Origin of the sequence: Rhodococcus sp. C-2 (genome assembly GCF_027854095.1) — a bacterium.
Lineage (GTDB): Bacteria > Actinomycetota > Actinomycetes > Mycobacteriales > Mycobacteriaceae > Rhodococcus_F > Rhodococcus_F qingshengii.
In genome coordinates, this window is record NZ_JAQGFI010000010.1 from 229,705 (window position 1) to 250,742 (window position 21,038).

The 21,038-nt window shown below is 62.1% G+C and carries 23 protein-coding genes; 12 read left to right on the forward strand and 11 right to left on the reverse strand.

The annotated features are described in order from the left end of the window. Positions 1 to 34: 34 nt before the first annotated feature. Positions 35 to 403 (reverse strand): SPW repeat domain-containing protein, encoded by a 369-nt coding sequence (locus PCS43_RS22120; protein WP_003941901.1) that lies wholly within the window; start codon positions 401 to 403, stop codon positions 35 to 37. Positions 404 to 764: 361 nt separating this feature from the next. Between PCS43_RS22120 and PCS43_RS22125 the strand changes: the two genes are divergently transcribed. Both PCS43_RS22125 and PCS43_RS22130 read left to right on the forward strand, forming a co-directional pair. After that, positions 765 to 1,502: a DNA alkylation repair protein gene (locus PCS43_RS22125; RefSeq protein ID WP_209908028.1), complete on the forward strand. Its 738-nt coding sequence runs from the start codon at positions 765 to 767 to the stop codon at positions 1,500 to 1,502. 38 nt (positions 1,503 to 1,540) lie between these two features. Then, entirely contained in the window at positions 1,541 to 2,869 is a 1,329-nt protein-coding gene (locus PCS43_RS22130) for a glycosyltransferase 87 family protein (RefSeq protein WP_007728378.1), read from the forward strand. Here the strand turns inward: PCS43_RS22130 and PCS43_RS22135 are convergent. After that, positions 2,841 to 3,896, reverse strand: a complete 1,056-nt coding sequence (locus PCS43_RS22135; RefSeq protein WP_003941851.1) for a ferredoxin--NADP reductase — start codon at positions 3,894 to 3,896, stop codon at positions 2,841 to 2,843. The two genes, PCS43_RS22130 and PCS43_RS22135, sit on opposite strands and share 29 nt — an antisense overlap. 361 nt (positions 3,897 to 4,257) lie before the next feature. Between PCS43_RS22135 and mdo the strand changes: the two genes are divergently transcribed. From mdo to madC, 3 genes are all read left to right on the forward strand, one after another. Next, positions 4,258 to 5,532, forward strand: a complete 1,275-nt coding sequence (mdo, locus tag PCS43_RS22140; RefSeq protein WP_003942095.1) for an NDMA-dependent methanol dehydrogenase — start codon at positions 4,258 to 4,260, stop codon at positions 5,530 to 5,532. Between the two features lie 85 nt (positions 5,533 to 5,617). Beyond that, a complete protein-coding gene (locus tag PCS43_RS22145) occupies positions 5,618 to 6,700 on the forward strand; it encodes a MadB family AAA-type ATPase (RefSeq protein WP_007728360.1) in 1,083 nt (360 codons plus the stop codon). Beyond that, on the forward strand, positions 6,697 to 8,220 hold the full coding sequence (gene madC / locus PCS43_RS22150) for a MadC family VWA domain-containing protein (RefSeq protein WP_007728356.1): 1,524 nt from the start codon (positions 6,697 to 6,699) through the stop codon (positions 8,218 to 8,220). Before PCS43_RS22145 ends, madC begins: the two co-directional genes overlap by 4 nt. A gap of 392 nt (positions 8,221 to 8,612) precedes the next feature. Here the strand turns inward: madC and PCS43_RS22155 are convergent, their stop codons facing one another. Together PCS43_RS22155 and PCS43_RS22160 are read right to left on the reverse strand one after the other, a co-directional pair. After that, positions 8,613 to 9,032 (reverse strand): RNHCP domain-containing protein, encoded by a 420-nt coding sequence (locus PCS43_RS22155; protein ID WP_037129880.1) that lies wholly within the window; start codon positions 9,030 to 9,032, stop codon positions 8,613 to 8,615. A gap of 11 nt (positions 9,033 to 9,043) precedes the next feature. Next, positions 9,044 to 9,406 (reverse strand): RNHCP domain-containing protein, encoded by a 363-nt coding sequence (locus PCS43_RS22160; protein ID WP_003941922.1) that lies wholly within the window; start codon positions 9,404 to 9,406, stop codon positions 9,044 to 9,046. Between the two features lie 435 nt (positions 9,407 to 9,841). On the opposite strand from PCS43_RS22160, the gene PCS43_RS22165 reads away from it, so the two are divergent. Genes PCS43_RS22165 through PCS43_RS22175 form a run of 3 tightly spaced genes read left to right on the forward strand, consistent with a single transcriptional unit; the run spans position 9,842 to position 13,144 of the window. Further along, positions 9,842 to 11,047, forward strand: a complete 1,206-nt coding sequence (locus PCS43_RS22165; protein ID WP_007728329.1) for an iron-containing alcohol dehydrogenase — start codon at positions 9,842 to 9,844, stop codon at positions 11,045 to 11,047. A 43-nt stretch (positions 11,048 to 11,090) separates the two neighbouring features. Then, positions 11,091 to 12,464, forward strand: coding sequence for a MadS family sensor histidine kinase (locus PCS43_RS22170; protein WP_003941844.1), 1,374 nt, complete (start codon positions 11,091 to 11,093; stop codon positions 12,462 to 12,464). Further along, positions 12,461 to 13,144, forward strand: coding sequence for a MadR family response regulator transcription factor (locus tag PCS43_RS22175; RefSeq protein WP_003942005.1), 684 nt, complete (start codon positions 12,461 to 12,463; stop codon positions 13,142 to 13,144). Before PCS43_RS22170 ends, PCS43_RS22175 begins: the two co-directional genes overlap by 4 nt. Here PCS43_RS22175 and PCS43_RS22180 read toward each other — a convergent pair. Both PCS43_RS22180 and PCS43_RS22185 read right to left on the reverse strand, forming a co-directional pair. Further along, positions 13,141 to 13,680, reverse strand: coding sequence for a hypothetical protein (locus PCS43_RS22180; RefSeq protein ID WP_007728324.1), 540 nt, complete (start codon positions 13,678 to 13,680; stop codon positions 13,141 to 13,143). The two genes, PCS43_RS22175 and PCS43_RS22180, sit on opposite strands and share 4 nt — an antisense overlap. Positions 13,681 to 13,763: 83 nt before the next feature. Then, the gene (locus tag PCS43_RS22185; protein ID WP_007728322.1) at positions 13,764 to 14,258 is read right to left on the reverse strand and encodes a GbsR/MarR family transcriptional regulator; all 495 of its coding nucleotides are present in this window, start codon (positions 14,256 to 14,258) and stop codon (positions 13,764 to 13,766) included. Between the two features lie 68 nt (positions 14,259 to 14,326). Between PCS43_RS22185 and PCS43_RS22190 the strand changes: the two genes are divergently transcribed. Both PCS43_RS22190 and PCS43_RS22195 read left to right on the forward strand, forming a co-directional pair. Further along, on the forward strand, positions 14,327 to 15,262 hold the full coding sequence (locus PCS43_RS22190) for an ABC transporter ATP-binding protein (protein ID WP_007728320.1): 936 nt from the start codon (positions 14,327 to 14,329) through the stop codon (positions 15,260 to 15,262). After that, positions 15,259 to 16,929 (forward strand): ABC transporter permease, encoded by a 1,671-nt coding sequence (locus tag PCS43_RS22195; RefSeq protein WP_007728318.1) that lies wholly within the window; start codon positions 15,259 to 15,261, stop codon positions 16,927 to 16,929. The genes PCS43_RS22190 and PCS43_RS22195 overlap by 4 nt, the downstream gene beginning before the upstream one ends. Positions 16,930 to 16,941: 12 nt before the next feature. Here the strand turns inward: PCS43_RS22195 and PCS43_RS22200 are convergent, their stop codons facing one another. Together PCS43_RS22200 and PCS43_RS22205 are read right to left on the reverse strand one after the other, a co-directional pair. Continuing rightward, positions 16,942 to 17,730, reverse strand: a complete 789-nt coding sequence (locus PCS43_RS22200; protein ID WP_065352149.1) for a thioesterase family protein — start codon at positions 17,728 to 17,730, stop codon at positions 16,942 to 16,944. 233 nt (positions 17,731 to 17,963) lie between these two features. Continuing rightward, positions 17,964 to 18,440: a MaoC/PaaZ C-terminal domain-containing protein gene (locus PCS43_RS22205; RefSeq protein WP_007728315.1), complete on the reverse strand. Its 477-nt coding sequence runs from the start codon at positions 18,438 to 18,440 to the stop codon at positions 17,964 to 17,966. Between the two features lie 110 nt (positions 18,441 to 18,550). Here PCS43_RS22205 and PCS43_RS22210 point away from each other — a divergent pair, with 110 nt between their 5' ends. Next, positions 18,551 to 18,976, forward strand: a complete 426-nt coding sequence (locus tag PCS43_RS22210; protein WP_007728314.1) for a DUF6314 family protein — start codon at positions 18,551 to 18,553, stop codon at positions 18,974 to 18,976. 16 nt (positions 18,977 to 18,992) lie between these two features. On the opposite strand, the gene PCS43_RS22215 is transcribed toward PCS43_RS22210, so the two are convergent. Beyond that, positions 18,993 to 19,205 (reverse strand): TOBE domain-containing protein, encoded by a 213-nt coding sequence (locus PCS43_RS22215; RefSeq protein ID WP_003942061.1) that lies wholly within the window; start codon positions 19,203 to 19,205, stop codon positions 18,993 to 18,995. Positions 19,206 to 19,346: 141 nt separating this feature from the next. Between PCS43_RS22215 and PCS43_RS22220 the strand changes: the two genes are divergently transcribed. Then, the gene (locus PCS43_RS22220) at positions 19,347 to 19,550 is read left to right on the forward strand and encodes a DUF4287 domain-containing protein (RefSeq protein ID WP_007728313.1); all 204 of its coding nucleotides are present in this window, start codon (positions 19,347 to 19,349) and stop codon (positions 19,548 to 19,550) included. 6 nt (positions 19,551 to 19,556) lie between these two features. On the opposite strand, the gene mftM is transcribed toward PCS43_RS22220, so the two are convergent. Together mftM and mftR are read right to left on the reverse strand one after the other, a co-directional pair. After that, the gene (mftM, locus tag PCS43_RS22225) at positions 19,557 to 20,390 is read right to left on the reverse strand and encodes a mycofactocin oligosaccharide methyltransferase MftM (protein ID WP_007728312.1); all 834 of its coding nucleotides are present in this window, start codon (positions 20,388 to 20,390) and stop codon (positions 19,557 to 19,559) included. A gap of 29 nt (positions 20,391 to 20,419) precedes the next feature. Then, positions 20,420 to 21,019 (reverse strand): mycofactocin system transcriptional regulator, encoded by a 600-nt coding sequence (gene mftR, locus PCS43_RS22230; protein ID WP_007728311.1) that lies wholly within the window; start codon positions 21,017 to 21,019, stop codon positions 20,420 to 20,422. Between the last annotated feature and the right edge of the window lie 19 nt (positions 21,020 to 21,038).

Here is a 21,038-nt window from a genome sequence, read left to right on the forward strand (position 1 = left end):
CTCCGCTCCGTCAATGGGCGGCTACTCCGCTCTGTCAATGGGCGGCTACTCCGCCGTGACCCCCGTGATGCATCCGCGCACTCATCACCGGCATCGCACTCACCGCGACCACAACGGTCAGGACCCCGACCACCCAGGCCGTCCACGACGCACCGCGTAGAGCGTCGAAGCTCATGACCCAGGGTGAAATGAACATCAAGACGCCGAAAACGCCCATCGCGTAATCCGCCATGGCCATGTCCGGACGTGCCATGTGCGCCAGACCCGACAGTGCAACCAGGACACCCAGGACGACGAGTGACCACATTGCCCGATCGGTGGTGTCGAGCCACATCGGCGAGAGAGCCGCAAAGACGCCGAGAACCACCGCGACGGCATCTTGCATTCGATTCCACGACTTCATGACGAGACCTCCAAAGACGAGAGTGTGTCCACCTGTAGTACACGCCCGCGGCAGATCGAGATCAACTCTCCGCCAATTGCATTCGCGTTGCAGTTAGAGGCGATGTGGAGGCTCGAATATCAAGATTTGTGACTATTCGTCCGGATTGCCACGAGACCGCGCGGAGCGCTGGCCGCGATATGTCCCGAGAGTGCCATGAGGGTGAGAGTGGTGAATGCGATAGCGGCGGTGATCATGGGTGGTCCTTTCACTGACTGTCCTCGAGTGTCGTCTGCCGACCTGTGGCCGAGCAGGGCACACGGTGTGAGGACGCTGAGAGAATCGAAGAGTCCGCACAGACGACCCGTGAGAAGGTTCTGGGGTGACGCAATCGAGTGCCCAGGACGTGATCGAACAGTTGGCCGACCTCGCGGATCCCGCGGATGCCGTCCAGCTACAGAAGTTCTTCAAGACAGCGCCGGGGGAGTACGGCGAGGGTGACGTCTTCATCGGCGTGCGAGTACCGAAGACGCGTTCGGTGGTGAAGAAGCATGTCGGTCTCGAGTTGCCTCAGGTACGCCTCCTTCTCGACAGCGACGTCCACGAGCATCGCTTGGCCGGTCTGTTGATCCTTGTTGCTCGATTCGAAAAGGTCAGTCGCCCAAAATTTTTCGACGACGAGAGTCGCTCCCGCATCGCCGACTTCTATCTCAGCGCTGTCGAGGACGGGCGGGTGAACAATTGGGATCTCGTGGATTTGTCCGCCGGACAGATCCTCGGCGGCTGGCTGTACGACCGAGATCGCCGGCTGATCTTCGAGCTTTCCGATTCGGGTGACCTGTGGCGACGACGGGTGGCGCTGCTGACGACGTACGGATTCATCACTCGCGGCGACGGGTCGACCACGCTCGAGCTTGCCGCGCGGGTGCTGGGTGATCGACGAGACCTGACCCAGAAAGCGATGGGCTGGATGCTCCGCGAGGTGGGCAAGCGGGTGGACCGGGATTTGTTGACCGGTTTCCTCGCGAAGAATGCAGCAGACATGGGACGCACGGCGCTGAGCTACGCGTGCGAACACCTGACCGCAGACGAGCGAGCGCACTTCCGGGCGGCCCGCTAGCGAAGTACCGCTCGGTAGGTTGTGGGACGATTCTCGGTATGCCCGCCACCCGTGTCGAGGCGTCTCGAATTGTGACGATCGGTTCACTGATCGCTGCCGGCGTCGCAGCTCTGTGTTATCTCGTGTACTCCGTTCGAGCCGTCGAACCCGTTGATTTTCTCGTCTACCGCTACGCTGCCCAGGCGTTCGCAGCGGGATCGAACATCTACGAGGGCAATCTCGTCGGCCCGTTGATCGTCGACGAAGGGATGCCGTTCACCTACACCCCGTTCGCGGTGATCTTCCTCTGGCCGACTGTCCTCTTCGACTGGTGGACTGCCTATCTGCTGTGGTCGGGATTGTGCATCGCGGCGTTGGTGTGGACGGTTGCGAGGTTCACTCCCGCTCGCGTCCCCAAGCGGCCGCTCGTCATGGCGGCATTGGTCCTGGCCGTGTCGGTGACTCCCATTGTCAGTGCGCACATCTCATTCGGCCAGGTGAACTTGGTGCTGATGGTGCTCGTACTGCTCGACGTGACTCGCCGAGAGGATTCGAGATTCGGCCGGTGGTTTCCGCGAGGACTGCTGATTGGCGTCGCGGCCGCGATCAAGCTGACTCCGGCTCTCTTCATCGTCTACTTCGTCGTCACGAAGCAGTGGCGACTCGCGATCTGGAGTTCGATCGGATTTGCCGCGGCGACCGCCGTCGCAGCAGTGGTGGACCCGGCCGTCAGCTGGACCTTCTGGTCGGACGTCGTCTGGAACCTCAGCGACCGGGTGGATTTGAGCGGGCAGGCGATCGCGAGTGCCGGCAACAGTTCGCTGCAGGGCGGACTTGCCGCGCTGGGCCCATGGACAGCGTCTCTGGCGATGCCGTCGACCGTGCTGTGCGCGGGGGTAGCGCTATGGATCGCCCGAGATGTCTATCGCGTCGGGCGAGCGGTCGATGCGGCGTTGGTGATCGGATTGAGCGCGCCGATTCTTTCGCCGATCAGCTGGATTCATCACTGGGTGTATCTCGTGCCTGCTGCCGTCACGGTTCTCTTTCGGCTTCGATCGCCGCTGCAGTTCGGTGCGGCCGCTGTGGGGTTGGCCGTCGTCTATTGCGGGCCGAGCATGGGGCAGCAGTTCATCGAGACGTCACCGCTCCTGCTGCCGTTCGGGTTGGTCCTTCGTGAGGGTTTCCTGATCGTGACCCTCGCACTGATTCTTGCGCTGTGGAGGTTGCCCACAACGGAGCCTGCGTGGGTTTCGCGGCGGGACTCGGAAGATGACTCGGGAGATGACTCGGGAGACTCCGAACATGACAAAGCCCCCGATTCCGCAGGGAATCAGGGGCCGTCATGCATCGAAGCAGGGTTCAGAACTCGATCTTCAGGTGATCGGTGATCGGCTTCGCCTGGCAACCGAGGATGTAGCCGTTCGCCACGTCCTCGGCGTCGAGGATTTCGGAGTTGTCCATCTGAACTTCGCCTTCGGTGACGGTGCAGGCACACGACCCGCACTCGCCTTCCTGGCAGGAGTACGGCACGTCGAGGCCCTTGGCGAGCATGATGTCGACGAGCGTCTGCTTGCGCGGCCAGACGAGGGTGTGGGTTTCACCGTCCAGTTCGACCTCGACGGTTGCGGCGTCGGCTGCTTCCTCGTCGGAGACCTCGGCTACCTCGACGTCACGGAACGGGTCACCCGCGAGTGAATTGAAGACCTCGGCGTGAACCTGCGTGCGGGGCATGCCGGCCTCTGCCAGTGCCTTGTGGACGGCGTCCATGAAGGGGCCCGGACCGCACATGAAGGCCTCGTACGCGACAAATGGCTTGGCCAGTGTCGCCAACTGTGAGACGGCGGGGAGTCCCTGCACGGTTTCGATCCAGTGGACAACGGTGAGGCGGCCGGGGTGTTGCGCTGCCAATTCGCGAAGTTCGGCGCCGAAGATGACGGACTTCTCGTCGCGATTCGCGTAGATGAGCACGACGTTGCCGCTGCCCTGCGTGAGGGCGGACTTGAGGATCGAGATCACCGGAGTGATACCGCTGCCTGCACCGAAGAGCAGGAAGTCGTGATCGAGCGACTTGGGCGTGAAGACACCTGACGGCGGCAGCACTTCGATGGTGTCGCCGACCTGGAGCTTGTCGCACAACCAGTTGGAGCCGTAGCCGTCGACGGTTCGCTTGACGGTCACCTTGGGGGCGTCGTCGGTGAAGGGTGAACTGGCCAGCGAGTAGCAGCGTGCGACCGAGCCGGTCTGATCACTCGGGATGCGCAGGGTCAGGAATTGACCTGGCTTGTAGTCGAACTTGTCCTTCAGTTCTGCGGGAATCTCGAACACCAGCGACCGGGCGTCGGAAGTCTCTTCGATGACTCCGGACACGGTGAGTACCGCCGATCGCGAGCTGTGCGGTACCTCGACTGTCGTCATCGCGAAGCTAGTCCTCTCGTGAAGCTGGGTAAAGCGCAGGTCAGTGAAGTGCAACATCTAGAACGTGTTCTAGTTCAATGTTAGCAGTGATGAAAAGCTACTGGGGATCGTAGTCGCCGAGCAACACGTTCCCGATCAGCGGGAACCACGGCGGTCTGATCCAGCCGTCCTGGCAGTCCGGGGTGGCGTCGACCTGCCCGAACGGGCGGTTCGTGGGCGGCGTCCGGGCGGTTGAGCTGCCGAAGTCTGTGCACGGGCTGTTTGTCGGTACACAGTGGGAACCAGGTGAGACGCCGGTCACAAAGAATCGGCTCGAATCCCTCCCGCAGTCACATTCGTGCACATCCCTGAGGAGATACCGATGGCTATCGAGCTCAACCAGATCTGGGACTTTCCCATCAAGGAGTTCCACCCCTTCCCTCGCGCCCTGATGGGTGTGGGCGCTCACGACATCATCGGGGTGGAGGCCAAGAACCTCGGCTTCAAGCGCACCCTTCTGATGACGACCGGTCTGCGCGGTTCGGGCATCATCGAGGAACTCGTCGGCAAGATCGAGTACCAGGGTGTCGAGGTCGTGCTCTACGACAAGGTCGAGTCGAATCCCAAGGACTACAACGTCATGGAGGCCGCGGCTCTCTACCAGAAGGAGAAGTGCGACTCGATCATCTCGATCGGCGGTGGTTCGAGCCACGACGCCGCCAAGGGCGCTCGCGTCGTGATCGCACACGACGGTCGCAACATCAACGAGTTCGAGGGCTTCGCCAAGTCCACCAACAAGGAGAACCCGCCCCATATCGCCGTATCCACCACGGCCGGAACGGGTTCCGAGACGTCGTGGGCGTACGTCATCACCGACACGTCGGACATGAACAACCCGCACAAGTGGGTGGGTTTCGACGAGGCGACCATCGTCACCCTGGCGATCGACGATCCGCTGCTCTACTACACCTGCCCTCAGCATTTCACCGCGTACTGCGGCTTCGACGTACTCGCGCACGGCAGTGAGCCTTTCGTGTCTCGTCTCGATTTCGCACCTTCGCTCGGTAATGCGATCTACTCGGTCGAGTTGGTCGCGAAGAACCTGCGCGAGGCCGTCTTCGAGCCGCGCAACCTCAAGGCCCGCGAGGGAATGATGAACGCGCAGTACATTGCCGGGCAGGCCTTCAACTCCGGTGGCCTCGGCATCGTTCACTCGATCTCGCACGCGGTCAGTGCCTTCTTCGACAGCCACCACGGTTTGAACAACGCCATCGCGTTGCCGCGTGTGTGGGAGTACAACCTGCCTTCGCGCTACGAGCGCTACGCCCAGTTGGCCGGCGCACTCGGTGTCGACACTCGCAACCTCACCACGGTTCAGGCCGCGGATGCTGCCGTCGAGGCTGCCATCCGTCTGGCCAAGGACGTCGGTATCCCCGACAACTTCGGTCAGGTTCGCACCGACTCGTACGCGAAGAACCAGATGAACACCAAGAAGTACGAGGGCCGTGGTGATGTCATCAAGGGTGACGAGAAGACTGTGCGCGCCATCTCCGAGCACATTCAGGACGACTGGTGCACCCCGGGCAATCCCCGTGAGGTGACCGTGGAGTCGATGATCCCGGTTGTCGATCACGCGATCAACAAGTCGTACTTCTAGCAGGGCCTTCGGCCCCGTGCGCCTTTTTGGTAGCCCGCACTACCAAAAAGGCGCACAGGGGCTTGCCCCCCATGAAAGGTGTTCCATGTCCGGTCGCAGTTTCTCCAGCGGAATCGAAGTGAAAGATGCTCTGCGAGAGCAGGACTACATTGCCGATGACGAGTTCGCGGTAGTCGTTCATCTGGCGACGGCGCTGGGGCGCCCGCTCCTGCTCGAAGGGCCGGCCGGTGTCGGCAAGACGGAACTGGCTAAGTCTCTGGCTGCGATCGGGGGCCGCAAACTGGTGCGATTGCAGTGCTACGAAGGGCTGGACGACAATCGCGCCCTGTACGAATGGGACTACGCGAAGCAACTCCTGCACGTGCAGATGCTCCGCGACCGGATCAGCGATCAGGTTTCCGAATTCGACAGCGTCGCCGAAGCGTCCAAGTTTCTGGCCGATCAGGATTTCGGTTTGTACTCCGAGAACTTCCTGTCCGTACGGCCGCTGCTCGAAGCAATCCTCTCACCCGATCCGGTAGTACTTCTGGTCGACGAGGTGGACCGCACCGAGGAGTCGATGGAAGCACTGCTCCTGGAGATTCTCGCCGAACAGCAGGTCACCATTCCCGAGGTCGGTACGTTCGTTGCCCGCTCGCAGCCCTGGGTCATTCTGACGTCCAACGACACCCGCGAGCTCTCGCCCGCACTCAAGCGTCGTTGTCTGCATTACCATCTCGGCTATCCGACGTCGGAGCGTGAACGCGAGATCGTCACGGCCCGAGCGCCGGAGGTGGATTCGGCTACGGCCACCGAGGTCGTCGAATTGGCTCGCATCCTGCGTGACCTCCCGCTGCGCAAGAGTCCGTCCATCTCGGAGGTCATCGACGCGGCCAGGGCGGCAACAGTGCTCGCGGCCGGCGGATTCGACACCGCTTCCGACGCCAAGGTGCGCGACATCCTGCTCACGGCGTTGCTCAAGTACTCGTCCGATGTGACGCTGGCCAAGGAACGATTCGACGGAAAGCGTTTCGAATCATCGTCGCGTGACGGTGGCGAGCCGATCGAGCGGGCCACGGTGGCAAGCAAACCCGCCAACACGACGACGGCCGTGTTCCGGGGCACGGGTGGACGTGACCCTCATCAACAGGGAATCCGCGGCGGCAGCGGAATCCGTTCGACGCGATGACGACGCTCGGTGGCCTTGCCGTGTGGCAACCGTCGTTTGTTCTCGACGTGGTGTCCGCGAGTTTCGGCCGATTGCTGAGGGCGGCCGGAGTTTCCGCGTCACCGGCCGAGGTCATCGAGGTTCGGCGTGTTCTCGCGATGGTCGGCGCTTCGGATCGTGAGACGTTGCGAGCATGTCTTCGGGCAGTGTGCGCCAAGTACTCTCACGAGCAGGCCGGTTTCGATCGGGCATTCGACGCGCTGTTCCGGCCGGCCGCAGGCAAAGCGCACGGCGAGCGGATGGGTTCGCGCGCCGAGGTGGCGGACGGTCTGCCCACCGCGCTGGGGATCGACGAGGATCAAGAAGTTGGTCGGTACGCCGAGTACAACGAGCGTGCGGCCGAGGTCGGCGACTACTTCGACACTCCGGAAGCGGAGAAGGGCTTCAACCCGCACAAGGACGACGACGATGTGTCGATGACGTCGAGCGATGCCGAACTGTCGGTCGATACCGGTTCGGAGACCGGTCGACGCGGAGTCAGTTACACGGTCGACGTGGACCGTGCAGCATCGGCGGTGGTCGGTGACCTGAGCATTAGTGTTGCTGCAGCAGTGGTCGGCTCGTTGTCCTGGGACGATCCGACGTCGATCCTCGCCTGGTTGGATGCCTACGACCCGAGCAAAGCGTATGCAGATGTCTCCGACGACGGGCCGTTGACGCAAGCACAATTGAACCGGCTCGTCGAGGCGGTCGAAGCGTTCGTGCAAGCACTCTCGGCCGCTGCACTCGCCGAAACCGCTCCCGATGCGCCCGACAGTGAATCTGCCGCGGGCGCAACGCACAACGACATCGAACTCGCGTGCCACGAAGTGCTTCGGCGAATGAGAGGACCGTCCAGACCTCGGCCCCGTGAGCGTTCTCGTGGGCATCTCGACATGCGGCGCACGGTGCGTTCGAGCTTGCGCACCGACGGGATACCCTTCCATCTTGTCGTGAAAGCTCCTCGCCCCGATCGTGTTCGACTACTTCTCATCGCCGACGTGTCGCTGTCCGTGCGCCCCATCACCGCGTTCACTCTGCGCTTGGCTCAGGCAATGCATCGCCGAGCAGATCGTTGTGAAGTCCTCGCCTTCGTCGATCGTCCGGTCGACGTGACCGACACCCTTCTCGCCAGTAGTGGTGACGGCGCACTGGCCGCGGTACTCGCGCACCCGGGTCTGGATCTGGAAGCCAGCAGCGATTACGGGCGGGTGCTCACAGAATTGTTGGACGAGCACGGAAACACCTTGAACTCACGGACGTCTGTCATCATCGTGGGCGACGGTCGGTGCAACGGGTTGCCCCCGCAGGCGGACAAGCTCGAGGAACTCCGCCGAAAGGTCCACCGTCTGGCATGGATCACGCCTGAACCACAGCGTTACTGGAACCAGGCATCGTGCGCGATGCCGGAGTATTCGGAGATCTGCGACGAGGTTGTTGTTGCCCGAGATGCCGCGCAACTGATGGCAAAGGCCGCCGAGCTGGGGCACGCACTTCGCTGATGTCAGTGCACTTCACCGATGTCACTGCGCGATCTGTCGTGAACTAGTTTGATCTCATGTCCGAAATCAGGGGATCGATCTGGCGACCGATCGCGGCGCTGACAGTGCTCGGCGCCGTGTGTGGGGTTGTGGCGCTCGGCGTGTTTCAGTAGTGGTGGAAGTCGTTGGCGTCACCGCACATTCTCACCGGAGGATCCTATCGGGAGCCGTTTTCCGAACCGACATACACCGGACCCGGATTCATGGACCTCTCTCCGGCAGAACCTGCCCCGTGGCTGTACTCGGGACTGGTCCTCGGACCGACGGCGGTGGGCTTGCTCGCAGGGATCGTGTTCGTGGTGTTCGTCCGGTGTAATCGTGCGCAGAACCGCACGATTGCACCGGACGAATCATCAGAGCGCTAGCAACGCTCGCGAGCGCAGGCGAGGGTCTGCCAACGGACGTAGCGCCAAGCGCAGCAGGACCAAGACGTTGTCGTCGCCGGCAATCCTGTTGACTTTCAACGTATTGCACTCGACGCACTGGTGAACGAGCATCCATTCACCGTCTTGCCGGACCGACAGGCACAGCGCCGCCATGGCACCTCGGCACTGTTGTGCTCGGTCGCCCGGAACGCGACCGTCCACGTGGCGGCTGGCCAGACAGTTCGGGCAGTGGTTCCGATGAGCGGTACCCGGCGCCGCAGTGGAGATGTCCAAACGGCATGTGAGACAACGGAAGCTCGATCCTTGTTCTCCGCCGATTCCGTGCAGTACGTGCTTGGCCCGTTGCGGTGCCCGCCGCGGGCGGGTGCTGGGATTCCTACGTGGCATCTGATTCCTCCTCACAAGTCGCCGAAGGCTTCGAGCGGGAAGGGCGGTTGCGCGAGCGGCCGCACTGCCATTCTCATCAACAACAACTGGTTGTCGTCTCGGCTGACGGGGTTGGAGGTGAGCTCGAGGCACTGTGCGCAGCGGTGGATGATCATCCAATCGCCACTGCGCAGTACTGCGATCGAAATGGGAGCCATCCGCATTCCGCAGTCCGACGGTCCACCTTCCACCTGGTCGAACAAGTGTCGGGAATGCAGGCAACTGGGGCAGTGGTTTCGGCGATCACCATCGGGGCCGTACGTCATGACTGTGAGTCCGCACTGAATGCACGAGAAGGTGTCGGTTTTCGAGATGGAATTGTGTGATTGAGGCACTGGAGAACTCCTAGCTGAGTGAACAAAGCAGTAGGAGCAGGCCGAGGGGGCCTCGCGGCTGTCAGTCCGACGTTTCGAGGATCAGCATGTGACCCTCGAGGTTGCCGGCAGTGCAGGGGCGGGAGGCGCGCTCGGCGCGGGCTGGGTCATAAACACCTTCTGAATCGGTTCTACGGGCCACTCTGGCCGCAACCGAAAGTACAGCGGGACCTTCTCGCCGCGCCATTCATTTTCCCGAGACGCCTTACCTGCCCGAACGGGTAGGTAAGCGCCTCTCCTTCGGTGGGTGTGCCCCGACTGCTGTCCGCGTAGGCTCGGGGCCAGCGATTGTAAGGTGGATCACACCAGTTTGTGCACGTGGGAGTTGATGCGCTGAGAGCGACGGATGCGAAATCCCGACCGGAGATCTCAGAGCAGCGAGAGGAGAGTGGGGTCGTGTCCGTGGCATACCCGGATGCTGTGAACCTCGGTGTTCATCGCCGCGGCACTGCTGCTCGACTGGTCAAATTTCACGCCCCCGAGATCGTCTTCGGTATCGGTTCCCTGGTCGAGGCAGCACACGCGACTCTGAGGTTCGGCGGGTTCCGACCATTCCTGGTCACCGATCCCGGTCTGATCGACGCGGGATGGGTCAGCGAACTCGAAGACCATCTCACGGAGCAGGGATTGACGGCGACGGTGTGGTCAGGGCTGACGCCCAATCCCAAGGACTTCGAGATCGCGGCCGGTTTCGAGGTGTACCAGGAAGGCGAGTGTGACGTCATCATCGCGCTCGGCGGCGGTTCGGTCATCGACGCGGCTAAAGGTGTAGCCGTCCTCGCTGCCAACGGTGGCAACATACTCGACTACGAGGGGGTAGATCAGGCGACCAAACCGATCCCGCCGTTGGTGATGGTTCCCACCACGTCCGGCACGGGCGCGGACGTGTCGCAGTTCTGCATCGTCACGGACACGACCCGCGGCACCAAGATCACCATCATCGGCCGGGCGCTGGTTCCAGATGTGACGGTCATCGATCCGCGGTTGCTCACGACGATGCCCGAGTGGCTCAATGCGGCAACAGGATTGGACGCACTGACGCACGGAATCGAAGCCTTCGTCTCACTGGCGCACAATCCGTTGACCGATCATCACGCGCTCCGCGCTGTCGGCCTCGTGACCGAGAATCTGGTGCACACGATCCAGGACCCGATGGAGATGGAAGCTCGATCGGTGATGGCGCAGGCGAGCCTCGAGGCCGGGTTGGCGTTCACCAACGCGATACTCGGAGCCGCGCACGCCATGAGCCATCAGGTGGGCGGCATGCTCGACCTTCCGCACGGCGTCATCAACGGAATTCTCTTGCCCCACGTCATCCGGTTCAATTCCACCACGGACGCCGCCCCCTTTGTCGCCATCGCTGCGGCACTGAGTCTTCCCGAGCAGCGCGGCACCCCGGAGGAAGCAGCGCTGGCGGTGGCCGACCGTGTCGAACGTCTCGCCCGGGAGGTCGGTGTGCCGAAGGGGCTGGGGGAGTTGGGTGTTCGCGAGGAAGACCTGAGTAGGCTCGCCAGCTTCGCGTTGCTCGACGCCTGCATGTCCACCAATCCCAGGGAAGCGACGCAGGAACAGATGGTGGCGTTGTTCCGAGGTGCCTTGTGAAGATGGACGCTGTGAAGAGGGACGCTGTGAATTGGTGCAGGCGATGACCGCGGACCTGTCCCGGCTCACCGGATTACGATCGGGTAAGAGTTCGTTCTACCCGCAGTATCGCGGTGCGGCCGAGCGCCTCGAACGCGTCGTGCATGCCTTGGAGTTGATCTCGCGGGCTTTGGTGCGCACCGTCGAGGGGCCGGAAACCCTCGTCTGCGCGGTCGCGGAAGCTGCCCGTGCGCATCTGAGTGCCAACTGGATTGTCTTCGCCTTGGCTGACGGAACTTTGCCCGACGCCGGACCACGGCGACTGGTTCTCGGCCCGGACGCCACCCCTTTTCTGGTCGACAATGTGGAGGGACCGCCACTTCCGGAGGATGTCGTCGAATGCCTCGACGACATCCGGTACGGAAGAATCGAATCCAACTCGGTGATCGACGCGCACTACGCGTTTGTGCCGATCGTGCTCGGTGGCGGCGTGGTAGGTGCCTTTGCAGCCTGGACGCCGGCCAACCGAACCCTCGACACGACGGACGGAGCCGTGCTCAGCATTCTGGCCAGCCAGACTGCTGTGGCTCTGCAGAATTCGGCGCTCTATCAGCGCGGACAACTACTGCTCGAGCGTGCCGAAGATGCGTATGCGGAGGCCAATCGTACTGCAGCCGACCTTGCGGTGCGCAACAGCGAATTGGAGTCCACTCAGCGTCAACTCGGAGTGGCGCACCGGCACCAAGTGGTCGACGACGAACGTCACCGGATCGCCCGCGAACTGCACGACAGTGTGACACAGGCGGTGTTGTCGGCCGGCATGCAGATCGAGGTCTGCCGGAGTGACATCCCGGAGGCTGAACGCAGTGAAAGACTGGACTTGGCAAAGGATTTGACCAGGAGGGCGGTCGAGCAGCTTCGTTCGGCGATCTACGCGCTCAATCATTCGTCGGACGCGGACCGGACGTCGTTGCCCGAGATGCTCGAGCAACTCGGCGTGGTTCACATGCCGGACGAGTTGGCGGTGAGCGTTCGCGTCGGCGGTACCCCGACCGAACTTCCGGGCGATGCCGAACACGCTCTTCTCCGGATCGCGGGGGAAGCTCTCTTCAATGCAGCGGTCCATGCTCACGCGAATCGGGCGGTGCTACGTCTGACCTATCGGGCGGACTCCGTGTTGCTGTCGGTCTCCGACGACGGTGACGGCGACCCTGCGCGAATGCGTCTGATCCTCAAACTCGCAGCCACCAACGACGTCGACGGCCGCCATCGCGGTCTCGCGAACATGCAGGCGCGAACACTCGAGTTGGGTGGTGCGCTCGAAGTACGGCGCGCGCGGATCGGTGGGATTCAGATTCTCGTGCGACTACCACTGCCGTTCGACTCGGGCATGGAAAACCTTTGCTCCACAACTGAAATCGAGAGCGAGGAATCATGACCACTGCGCGTCCCGTCATCACCCGCGGAGCATCGCCGGTTCAGGGATTGGTTCGAATCGTCCTGGTCGACGACCATGCAATTCTGCGGCAAGGGCTCCGCTCGGTTCTCGAGCGCGAAAGCGATCTCGAGATCGTGGGGGAGGCTTCGTCCCTCGCCGAGGCACTCGCCGTGGTCGACAAGGTCGGCCCGGACATCGTCCTGATGGATCTCAAACTCTCCGCCAGTTCCGACTACGAGGGACTGACCCTGTGTGGCCAGCTGTCCTCGGCGCATCCCGGCCTCGGACTGTTGGTTCTCACCACGTTTCTCGACGATCAACTGGTGGTGCGAGCGGTGCACGCGGGTGCTCGCGGCTATGTCGTCAAAGACGTCGACACCACCGAATTGGTGCGTGCGATCAGGGCGGTCTCGCGGGGTGAGAGTGCGTTCGATTCGCGCAGCGCGTCAGCTGTCGTGCGATCGCTCAACGGGCAGTCGTCGTCGAAAGAACGATTGACCGATCGCGAACTCGAAGTGCTCAGACTCCTCGCAAACGGCTTGTCCAACATCAAAATCGGTGAGAGATTGTTCATCTCACCGACCACCGTCAAGTTTCACGTCAGCAACATCATGCGCAAACTCGAGGTGAGCCGTCGAGCAGAGGCCGTCTACGCCGCGAGTAAGCAAGGTCTGATCTAGCTCTGCTCGGAGACCGTCCAGGCGCGCAGCGCTTGATGCTGTAGGAGGAGCACGCTCGAACGAGTTGTGCGCAGAGTCGATGCGGTCATCTCGGCAGTCAGACCCACTGCGATTCGTAGTACCAGAACCTCACGTTGGTCGTCGGTCAGGCGGCGCGGGCGTTTGAATTGTCCGTCGATGTTGCGTGACTGGGGAATTGACGCAATTCGTCGAGAGGCCAACTCGTACGCGAAGGTCTCGATGCGTGTGTCGGCCGAGATCGTGTCGGACATTCGTGTGACGACGTCCAGGGTGCATTGGTGGGCGAGATCGTCGGCGAACGTCGCGACGGGCGTCCCGAGGAGTCTGGCGCGATAGTAGAGAACGACGCGAGGGTGCAACCGGGCCAGTAGTTTCGACAATGCATGGTGATCACCGGCGAATGCCTCGGCGGCGGTGCGATTCAGGGAAATCGATCGTTCACAGGTTTCGGGTGAAGCGGTACGCGCGAAGGGTGGAGTCGGTGAAGTGTTCGCGCCCCTGATCGACAGCTTCATCAGCAACTCCTCGATTACACCGCACCTGACCATGCTGGAACGAGAATTGAGGTACCCAGCCGAAATTGCGGGTAAACCTGAAGTTACCTGCCAGGTGTCCGGTCTTTTCGCCGGGAGCGCCAGTCCGCGAGCATTCGCGGCATTTCCGCGGCCATGAAGTCGAAGAAGTCGCGCAGATCTGCCATTCGATCGCCGGCTGTGGTTCCTTCACCGAGGACTCGTATGCCCTCGTCCGCAACTGCCGAGACCTGGTAGAGCGAGGACTGTTTCGTGACAAACGCGTCGGCCCACATGTCGACGCTGACGCAGTAGTGCTGACGCCGCGATCCGGGGACGGCCACACGCTCGATCAATCCGACTTGCTGGAGGTATCTGACGGCTCCGGAAATGGCGGCGGGGCTCACTCCCAACCGAGATCCGAGATCTCCTGGCGTGGACGAGGGTGTCTCGCTGGTCATCAACGCGGCCCAGACGCGTGCGGGCATCGGCGGAAAACCCATGTCGCTCAGTACGAGTGAGAGTCGCTCGACATAGTGTCGGCTCTCGTCCGGTGCAACGGTGTGGCTGGTGTCGGTCATCGGAACCCTTCGATCTTTCCGTCTTTTCTATCTTCACACATTTGTGAAATCGGCGTACGGTCAAATTCATGGGTGCGGCAATTTCAGTGAAAAGCCTCGTCAAGACCTTCGGTACCACCCGCGCGCTGGACGGCCTCGACCTCGACGTCTCGACGGGTGAAGTGCACGGATTCCTGGGGCCGAACGGTTCCGGCAAGTCCACCACTATTCGGGTGCTCCTCGGCCTGCTCCGCTCGGACTCCGGAGACGCGACCGTTCTCGGCGGCGATCCGTGGCGAGACGCTGTTACTTTGCATCGGCGTCTCGCCTATGTGCCTGGCGACGTGAATCTGTGGCCCAACCTCACCGGCGGTGAGGCTATCGATCTGTTGGCGGGCCTGCGCGGTGGCCTGGACCGAAAACGCCGCAGCGAGTTGCTCGATCGCTTCGAATTGGACCCGACCAAGAAGGCGCGCACGTACTCGAAAGGTAACCGGCAGAAGGTTGCACTCGTGGCCGCGTTCTCGTCCGACGTCGACCTTTACGTCCTCGACGAACCCACATCGGGGCTCGACCCGTTGATGGAGGCCGTATTCCAGGACTGCGTCGAGGAGGTGGCTCACGCCGGAAAGACGGTACTGCTGTCGAGCCATATCCTCGCCGAGGTCGAAGCGCTGTGCGATCGTGTGAGCATCATCCGCGACGGGCGGACGGTGGAAGAGGGAACACTGTCCGAACTCAGGCATCTCACGCGCACGTCCGTCGCGGCGGAGACGCAGCTTCCGATCGGTGGACTCGACGGACTCGGCGGTGTCCACGACGCGGTGATCGACGGTAACCACGTCACCTGCGAAGTCGACAGCGCGCAACTCGGACCACTCATGACGTACTTGGTCGGATTCGGAATCGTGGCGCTCACTTCCACTCCGCCGACTCTCGAAGAACTTTTCTTGCGGCATTACGGTGACGAACGGGCCAGGGAGACTTCGGTACACCTGCGAGCCGAGACCGGAGTACGGCCGTGACCGTTGTTGTCGAGGCCGCTCCACCGGTACCGGCCTCGGCAAGTCAATTTACCGGCACACGCCGACTGGTTCGGCTGGCTTTGCGGCGGGACCGAATTCAGCTCTCCGTGTGGGTTATCTCCATCGTCTTGTTCATGCTGCTGGTTGTCGCCAGTGTGACCGGGCTGTACTCGACACCCGAGGAATTACGAAACATCGCAGTCAGTTCCGCGGTATCGCCGGTCGCGCTGGCGACCAACGGGATCGTGTCCGGTGATTCGCAGGGCGCGATAGTCGCCAGCCAGTCGGTGCTCGTGTTCGCGTTGGTGGCCGCATTGATGAGCACCCTCGCGGTGGTTCGCCATACGCGACAGAACGAGGAGACCGGCCGAGCCGAGATGATCGGTGCAGCGGTGGTAGGTAGACGAGCGCTCCTGACCTCCGCTCTGATCGTAACGGTCGGTGCGAACGTCGTTCTGGCACTGGGAATTGCACTGGGATCGATCGCCGTCGGTTTGCCTGTCGTCGGTTCGTTCGCGTTGGGTGCCTCGATAGGTGGGACCGGAATCGCGTTTGCCGGAGTGGCAGCCGTGACGGCGCAGATCACCGACGGTGCTCGTACGGCCAACGGCCTGGCGGGTGCCGCGATCGGCGTTGCCTTCATGCTGCGGGCGATCGGCGACGTGAACAGTACGGTCGTCGACGACGGAACTCGCGTGGTCAGTGGCTGGTTGTCGTGGCTCTCGCCGATCGGGTGGGCACAACAGATCCGACCCTTCGACGACGACGCCTGGTGGATCCTGTTGTTGCTGCTCGGATTTGCGGCTGTGCACGTGGTGGTGGCTTTTGTTCTCATCGGCCATCGCGATCAGGGAGCGGGACTCGTTCAGCCCCGACCCGGCCCGCCAGTCGCGGCATCGTGGCTACCGTCGGCCTGGGGCCTGGCGTGGCGCATGCAGCGAATGACGATGTTCTGGTGGATCTTTGCCGTTGTCATACTCGGGTTCGCGTACGGCGCTGTGGGCAACGAGATCGACGCGATGGTGGGATCGTCGCAGCAGACCGCGGAGATGTTCGAGAAACTTGGCGGCGGCGGATCGGATCTGGTGGATTCCTACTTGGCCACTGCTCTGGGGCTCACGTCGATAGTCATCGCGGCGTATTCGGTCCAGAGTCTTCTCCGGATGCGGGGCGAGGAAACATCGGGACGGCTCGAACCGTTGCTGGCAACGTCTTTGTCGCGGTGGAGGTGGATGCTTTCCCACCTGGGTGTGGTTGTGGGCGGCGTGATCCTCGCGCACGTCTTGATGGGTGCCTTCACCGGTTTTGCCTTCGGGCTCGTCACGGACGACATCGGCGGCAACACACTTCGCATGACTGGCGCCGCGTTGGCCTATCTGCCTGCGGTGCTCGTAGTCGTGGGGTTAGTGTCGTTGGCTTTCGGACTGTTTCCGACGTACGCGTCGGCGCTCTCCTGGGGAATCTTGGCGGCATGCATCGTGCTCGGGCAACTCGGCACGTTGCTGAAGCTTCCGCAGGTAGTGCTGGATCTGTCGCCCTTCACCCACGTGCCGGGTGCCCCTGCCGAGCCGGTGACAGTTCTGCCACTGCTGGCAATGATCGTTGTGGCAGTGGTGCTTTCGACAGCATCGCTTGTTGCGTTCCGTGCTCGCGACCTCCAGGTGTAGGAGAGCTGAAACTCAACTCAGAATTCGACGAAGCTGGCGAGCCCGAGCAGCAAGTCGTCCGGTCGAGTCGAATAGTTCGGATTCGTCAACACAGAGAGTGTCCGTCGCCCAGGCAGTCCCGTGGCGTAGGCGATACCACGGTGACAGCGTTCGGGGATCTGCCGTGAGGTGCTCCGGTGTGAAATGCGCGGTGAACTCGATGGTCGGTATGGCCACGGGCATCGTCAGTGTCGCGAACAGTCCGGGCGGAAGCGCGTCGAGAAGGACCGCGGCACGCTCTTGGGCCGTGAAATCGAGGTCTGTGAGCAGGCGGATCCAGACGTCGAATTCAGGGGAGTCGCCACCGGCGAACGGCCTCGCGGAATTGATCGGCCGGATGTCGAGGTGCTGGGCGAACGGCACAAAATCCACCGGGATCTCCAGCGGCGGCAGGGTTGACGGGTCGGCCGGAGCCGGTTCGGCGACAGGGGCGGACATTGTTGTAGCTCCTATGTCGCGGGCCAACCGAACGAGAGCGGATCCCGAACCGGTCAGCGTGACGTGGCAACTGACGGTCCGCCCGCCCCGCATCTCGCCGACAGTCAACTCGGCCGGCCCAGGAGGAACGGGGCGGTCCAGGTGCGCCGTGACTGCCAGCGGTTCGGCTCCGGACGCGTCGGCCGCCACTCGCAGCATCCGTGCAATTGCGAGTCCGCCCTGGATGCCGTCGAAACTCCGCCAACTGGAGTCGAATTCGGTGTGATGACGCGCTGCGTCGGTCGACGGCGCGGCCGCCACTGATACCTGACTAGTAATTGCCATAGTCAGCACCCTAGATGCTGACTATGGCTATGGCAAGCTAGGGTCTATTCGGGAGTGCTGGACGATCCACCGAAGAGCATGTAGATGAGGATCTGAAGAATGCCGAGAGGATTGATCTCGCCGAGGCTGCTCATGTGTGAGGAACTCCTGATTGCAGGGATGGGTATTGTTGCGTCGCAACGTCACTGAAAGTACGGCAATTCGGACAGTGTGGTGCGAAATTTACCGATAATTCACTGTCCGCGAGTCGAGCGGCAGTGCAGGTAGGCGTCAGTGACCACGTCGAGAACGCGATTGCCGTGTGCATCGACCAATTTCGCTGTGATGGTCACCAATCCTCGCGCGCGATTGTCGAACACGACGTTGTCGACGGTGACCTTTCCGCTCAGGGTGTCACCGGGGCGAAGCGGACGGAGGAAGCTCACGTCGCGCATGGTTTTCCCGGCGATCACGTTCCACTGGTCGTAGAGACTGGCGACCACCAACTTCTGGCAGATCGACAGGGTGTGCAGCCCGCTGGCGATCAACCCGCCGAAGACGCCGGACTCGGCGGCTTCCTTGTCGACGTGAAACCACTGGGGATCCCACTGAGTTGCGAACTCGACGATTTCCTCTTCGGTCACCGAATACGAACCCAATGGGATCACTTGGCCGATCTCGAGATCCTCGGCGAACACTGCGCGTTTGTGAAGGGCGGCCGAATCGTTCATGGTTGTGAAAATCTCCTGCGTGTTCCGGGTGTACTCGGAACATACTCTCGCAGTGTGTTCGAGTCGGTCTCCGGTGTCGTCGGGCAATGCAGGGTCACTAGAATCGCCACATGGTCGACGACGCGAAAATCGAGCCGAGGGCGCTGGTAGGAAAGTGGCACTTCGAGCGGGACATCGTCGACCGCCTTTCCGGTTCCACCAAGCATGTATTCGGCGAGACCACTATCTCCGACGCCGGTGACGGTCGGATGCGCTGGTACGAGAGCGGCACGCTGCGTGACGGCGACCTGGAATTACCCGTGTTCCGAACTCTGTTCGTTGCCGAGCGCGGCCTCGAGTGGGCCGTGACATTCGAAGACGGCAGAGAGTTCCACGACTGGGCGCCGGGGGAGGAAGTCGAGCACCTGTGCGGTGCGGATACCTACCGCGGGCGAATCGACGTCACTGCCGGAGATCGATCGACCTGGAGTGTCGTCTGGACCGTGACGGGGCCGAGCAAGGACTACACGATGACCACGCATCTCACCCGGCCCTGATCACATCGCTCGCCAGTTACTCGACGCCGATCGTCACCTCGGTGGACTTCACGAATACCGTTGCGGCTTGGCCTGGTTCAAGATCGAGATCCAGTGCGGCATCGCGGGTGATCGACGAGGTCACAATCTGATTCCCGCCGTCCAACTTCACCTTGACCGTCGCCATGACGGTGCCGAGGTTGACCTCGGTGATGGTGCCGGTGAGTTGATTTCGTGTGGACAGTCGCATCGCTGAACTCCTGTGCTCTCGGGTGGGTGTTCTTCGACCATAATGCGATGGTCGCGTGTCTACCCAGCGATTCCGCAGGTGCGGACATGCGGGCGCCGCCGGTGCGCGAATATTGTCGGGCGGTGGAGGTAGATTCCGGTCATGACTGAACCCGTGAAAGGCCCGGCGTCGTATTTTCCGTCGATCGAGAAGAAGTACGGTCGGCCGATCGGTGAATGGCAAGAGCTGATCAGAAGCTCAGACCTCACGAAGCACATGGAATTGGTCAACTGGTTGAAGTCGGAGCACGGTATGGGTCATGGGCACGCGAATGCGCTTGTCGCCCATACACTGAAAGAAGGCTAGTTCTTTTCAGGCGGCCGATGCGTCCAGCACCAACCAGCCGCCGTGATGCTCGAATACCTCGAACGGCACACGGCTCTGCCGGCCGACTGCACGCAGTGACTCGAGATCGAAAGTGCGGATGTGGCCGTGGCACGCGGTGGCTTCGTCTTCGAAGGGGACGGCAATGACGACCCGTTGACGCGCGATCCGGAGTGCTTGCGCGATCACGGCCTCGCCGACTGCGTCGTCGACGTGTTCGAGGAGATGAATCGCGGTGACGGTGTCGGCGCTGTTGTCCGGTGCCGGTACTTCACCCGCGTCGCAGATCACCGTGTCGATCGTGATGCCGAGTTCGGGGGCAACCGCGTCGAGCAGGATCATCGTTCCGGGCAGGATGTCCGTGGCGGTCACGTCCATTCCGGCGCGCGCGAGCCGCAGGGGCAGGAAACCGAAGCAGGAACCCAGATCGAGCACGGAACCGCGGACCAGCTCTTCGGCTTTGTCGTGAATCGGCGCGAAATCTGCAGTGCCGTCCAGTAGTTCGGCAAGGGAGTTCCGGTAGTAGGTGGTCCAGGATTCGAGAGCGCCGTCCACGCTGGAGCGAACCAGGCCGACCATCGTCAACTCGAATTCGTCCTGACCGAACTCCGCGTCCTGGATCGACGAGGTGACTCCGGCGACGAGTCGCTCACTCAGATCGGCGGGAGTGAGGGAGTGCCTGACGTGGAGGCGACCGCCTCGGCGATCGAGCGAGATCGGACCGGACTCGACGCGTTCGACGGTGACATGCCCGAACGACCACAAGCCCGGCGTCGACGGCGCCAGGGAATCCAGGACGGGTTCGTTCGTGATGGTGGACATGATCGCCTTTCTCAGGTGGTGATGCTTTCTCAGGTGCTGATACCGGTCCGCAGGGACTGCGTACCTGTTTTCAAGAGTTCCGGTAGCTCGAGTGAATCGTCGGTGAGCCACTGCTCGTACGCCGACATCGCGACCCCGAGCAGAAGATAGCCGACCGTGCGTGGGCCGTGATCGGTCGGCTCGAGATTCATTCGGCGTGCGACGTAGTCGGCGACCACCTGCCGCCAACCTTCGTACATCACCACAGAGTATGCCTGAAGCGTCGGAACTTCGAGGATCAATTCCATCCGTTTGCGATGTACCGCAGTCTCTTCCGGTGGGAAGGTGTTGAACGTCAACAATGCGGATTCGAGTGCGTCGACCAACGGAATATCAGCGGGCAGTGAATCCAGGTGCTCGCGCATCTCGTCGAGATGTCCGTCGAAGTCTCCCCAGGGGACGGCGTTCTTGGACGGGAAGTAGCGAAAGAAGGTCCGACGCGCGATGCCGGCGGCGTCGGCTATCTGGTCGACGCTCACCTCGTTGAAGCCGACTGTCGAGAACAGTTCGATCCCGATCGTGCTGATTCCCTCCTTCGTTGTGGAGGGGCGACGACCTATCCGAGCGGACGGTTTCTTGCGGCTACGCATACTTTTTTCGCTCCATGTG

What these genes read in the sequence shown, in the direction of transcription:
- PCS43_RS22120 (WP_003941901.1), bottom strand. Translation starts at nt 403, where the DNA reads ATGAAGTCGTGGAATCGAATGCAAGATGCCGTCGCGGTGGTTCTCGGC.
- PCS43_RS22130 (WP_007728378.1), top strand. Translation starts at nt 1,541, where the DNA reads ATGCCCGCCACCCGTGTCGAGGCGTCTCGAATTGTGACGATCGGTTCA.
- PCS43_RS22135 (WP_003941851.1), bottom strand. Translation starts at nt 3,896, where the DNA reads ATGACGACAGTCGAGGTACCGCACAGCTCGCGATCGGCGGTACTCACC.
- mdo (WP_003942095.1), top strand. Translation starts at nt 4,258, where the DNA reads ATGGCTATCGAGCTCAACCAGATCTGGGACTTTCCCATCAAGGAGTTC.
- PCS43_RS22145 (WP_007728360.1), top strand. Translation starts at nt 5,618, where the DNA reads ATGTCCGGTCGCAGTTTCTCCAGCGGAATCGAAGTGAAAGATGCTCTG.
- madC (WP_007728356.1), top strand. Translation starts at nt 6,697, where the DNA reads ATGACGACGCTCGGTGGCCTTGCCGTGTGGCAACCGTCGTTTGTTCTC.
- PCS43_RS22155 (WP_037129880.1), bottom strand. Translation starts at nt 9,032, where the DNA reads ATGCCACGTAGGAATCCCAGCACCCGCCCGCGGCGGGCACCGCAACGG.
- PCS43_RS22170 (WP_003941844.1), top strand. Translation starts at nt 11,091, where the DNA reads ATGACCGCGGACCTGTCCCGGCTCACCGGATTACGATCGGGTAAGAGT.
- PCS43_RS22175 (WP_003942005.1), top strand. Translation starts at nt 12,461, where the DNA reads ATGACCACTGCGCGTCCCGTCATCACCCGCGGAGCATCGCCGGTTCAG.
- PCS43_RS22180 (WP_007728324.1), bottom strand. Translation starts at nt 13,680, where the DNA reads ATGAAGCTGTCGATCAGGGGCGCGAACACTTCACCGACTCCACCCTTC.
- PCS43_RS22185 (WP_007728322.1), bottom strand. Translation starts at nt 14,258, where the DNA reads ATGACCGACACCAGCCACACCGTTGCACCGGACGAGAGCCGACACTAT.
- PCS43_RS22190 (WP_007728320.1), top strand. Translation starts at nt 14,327, where the DNA reads ATGGGTGCGGCAATTTCAGTGAAAAGCCTCGTCAAGACCTTCGGTACC.
- PCS43_RS22200 (WP_065352149.1), bottom strand. Translation starts at nt 17,730, where the DNA reads ATGGCAATTACTAGTCAGGTATCAGTGGCGGCCGCGCCGTCGACCGAC.
- PCS43_RS22205 (WP_007728315.1), bottom strand. Translation starts at nt 18,440, where the DNA reads ATGAACGATTCGGCCGCCCTTCACAAACGCGCAGTGTTCGCCGAGGAT.
- PCS43_RS22210 (WP_007728314.1), top strand. Translation starts at nt 18,551, where the DNA reads ATGGTCGACGACGCGAAAATCGAGCCGAGGGCGCTGGTAGGAAAGTGG.
- PCS43_RS22215 (WP_003942061.1), bottom strand. Translation starts at nt 19,205, where the DNA reads ATGCGACTGTCCACACGAAATCAACTCACCGGCACCATCACCGAGGTC.
- PCS43_RS22220 (WP_007728313.1), top strand. Translation starts at nt 19,347, where the DNA reads ATGACTGAACCCGTGAAAGGCCCGGCGTCGTATTTTCCGTCGATCGAG.
- mftM (WP_007728312.1), bottom strand. Translation starts at nt 20,390, where the DNA reads ATGTCCACCATCACGAACGAACCCGTCCTGGATTCCCTGGCGCCGTCG.
- mftR (WP_007728311.1), bottom strand. Translation starts at nt 21,019, where the DNA reads ATGCGTAGCCGCAAGAAACCGTCCGCTCGGATAGGTCGTCGCCCCTCC.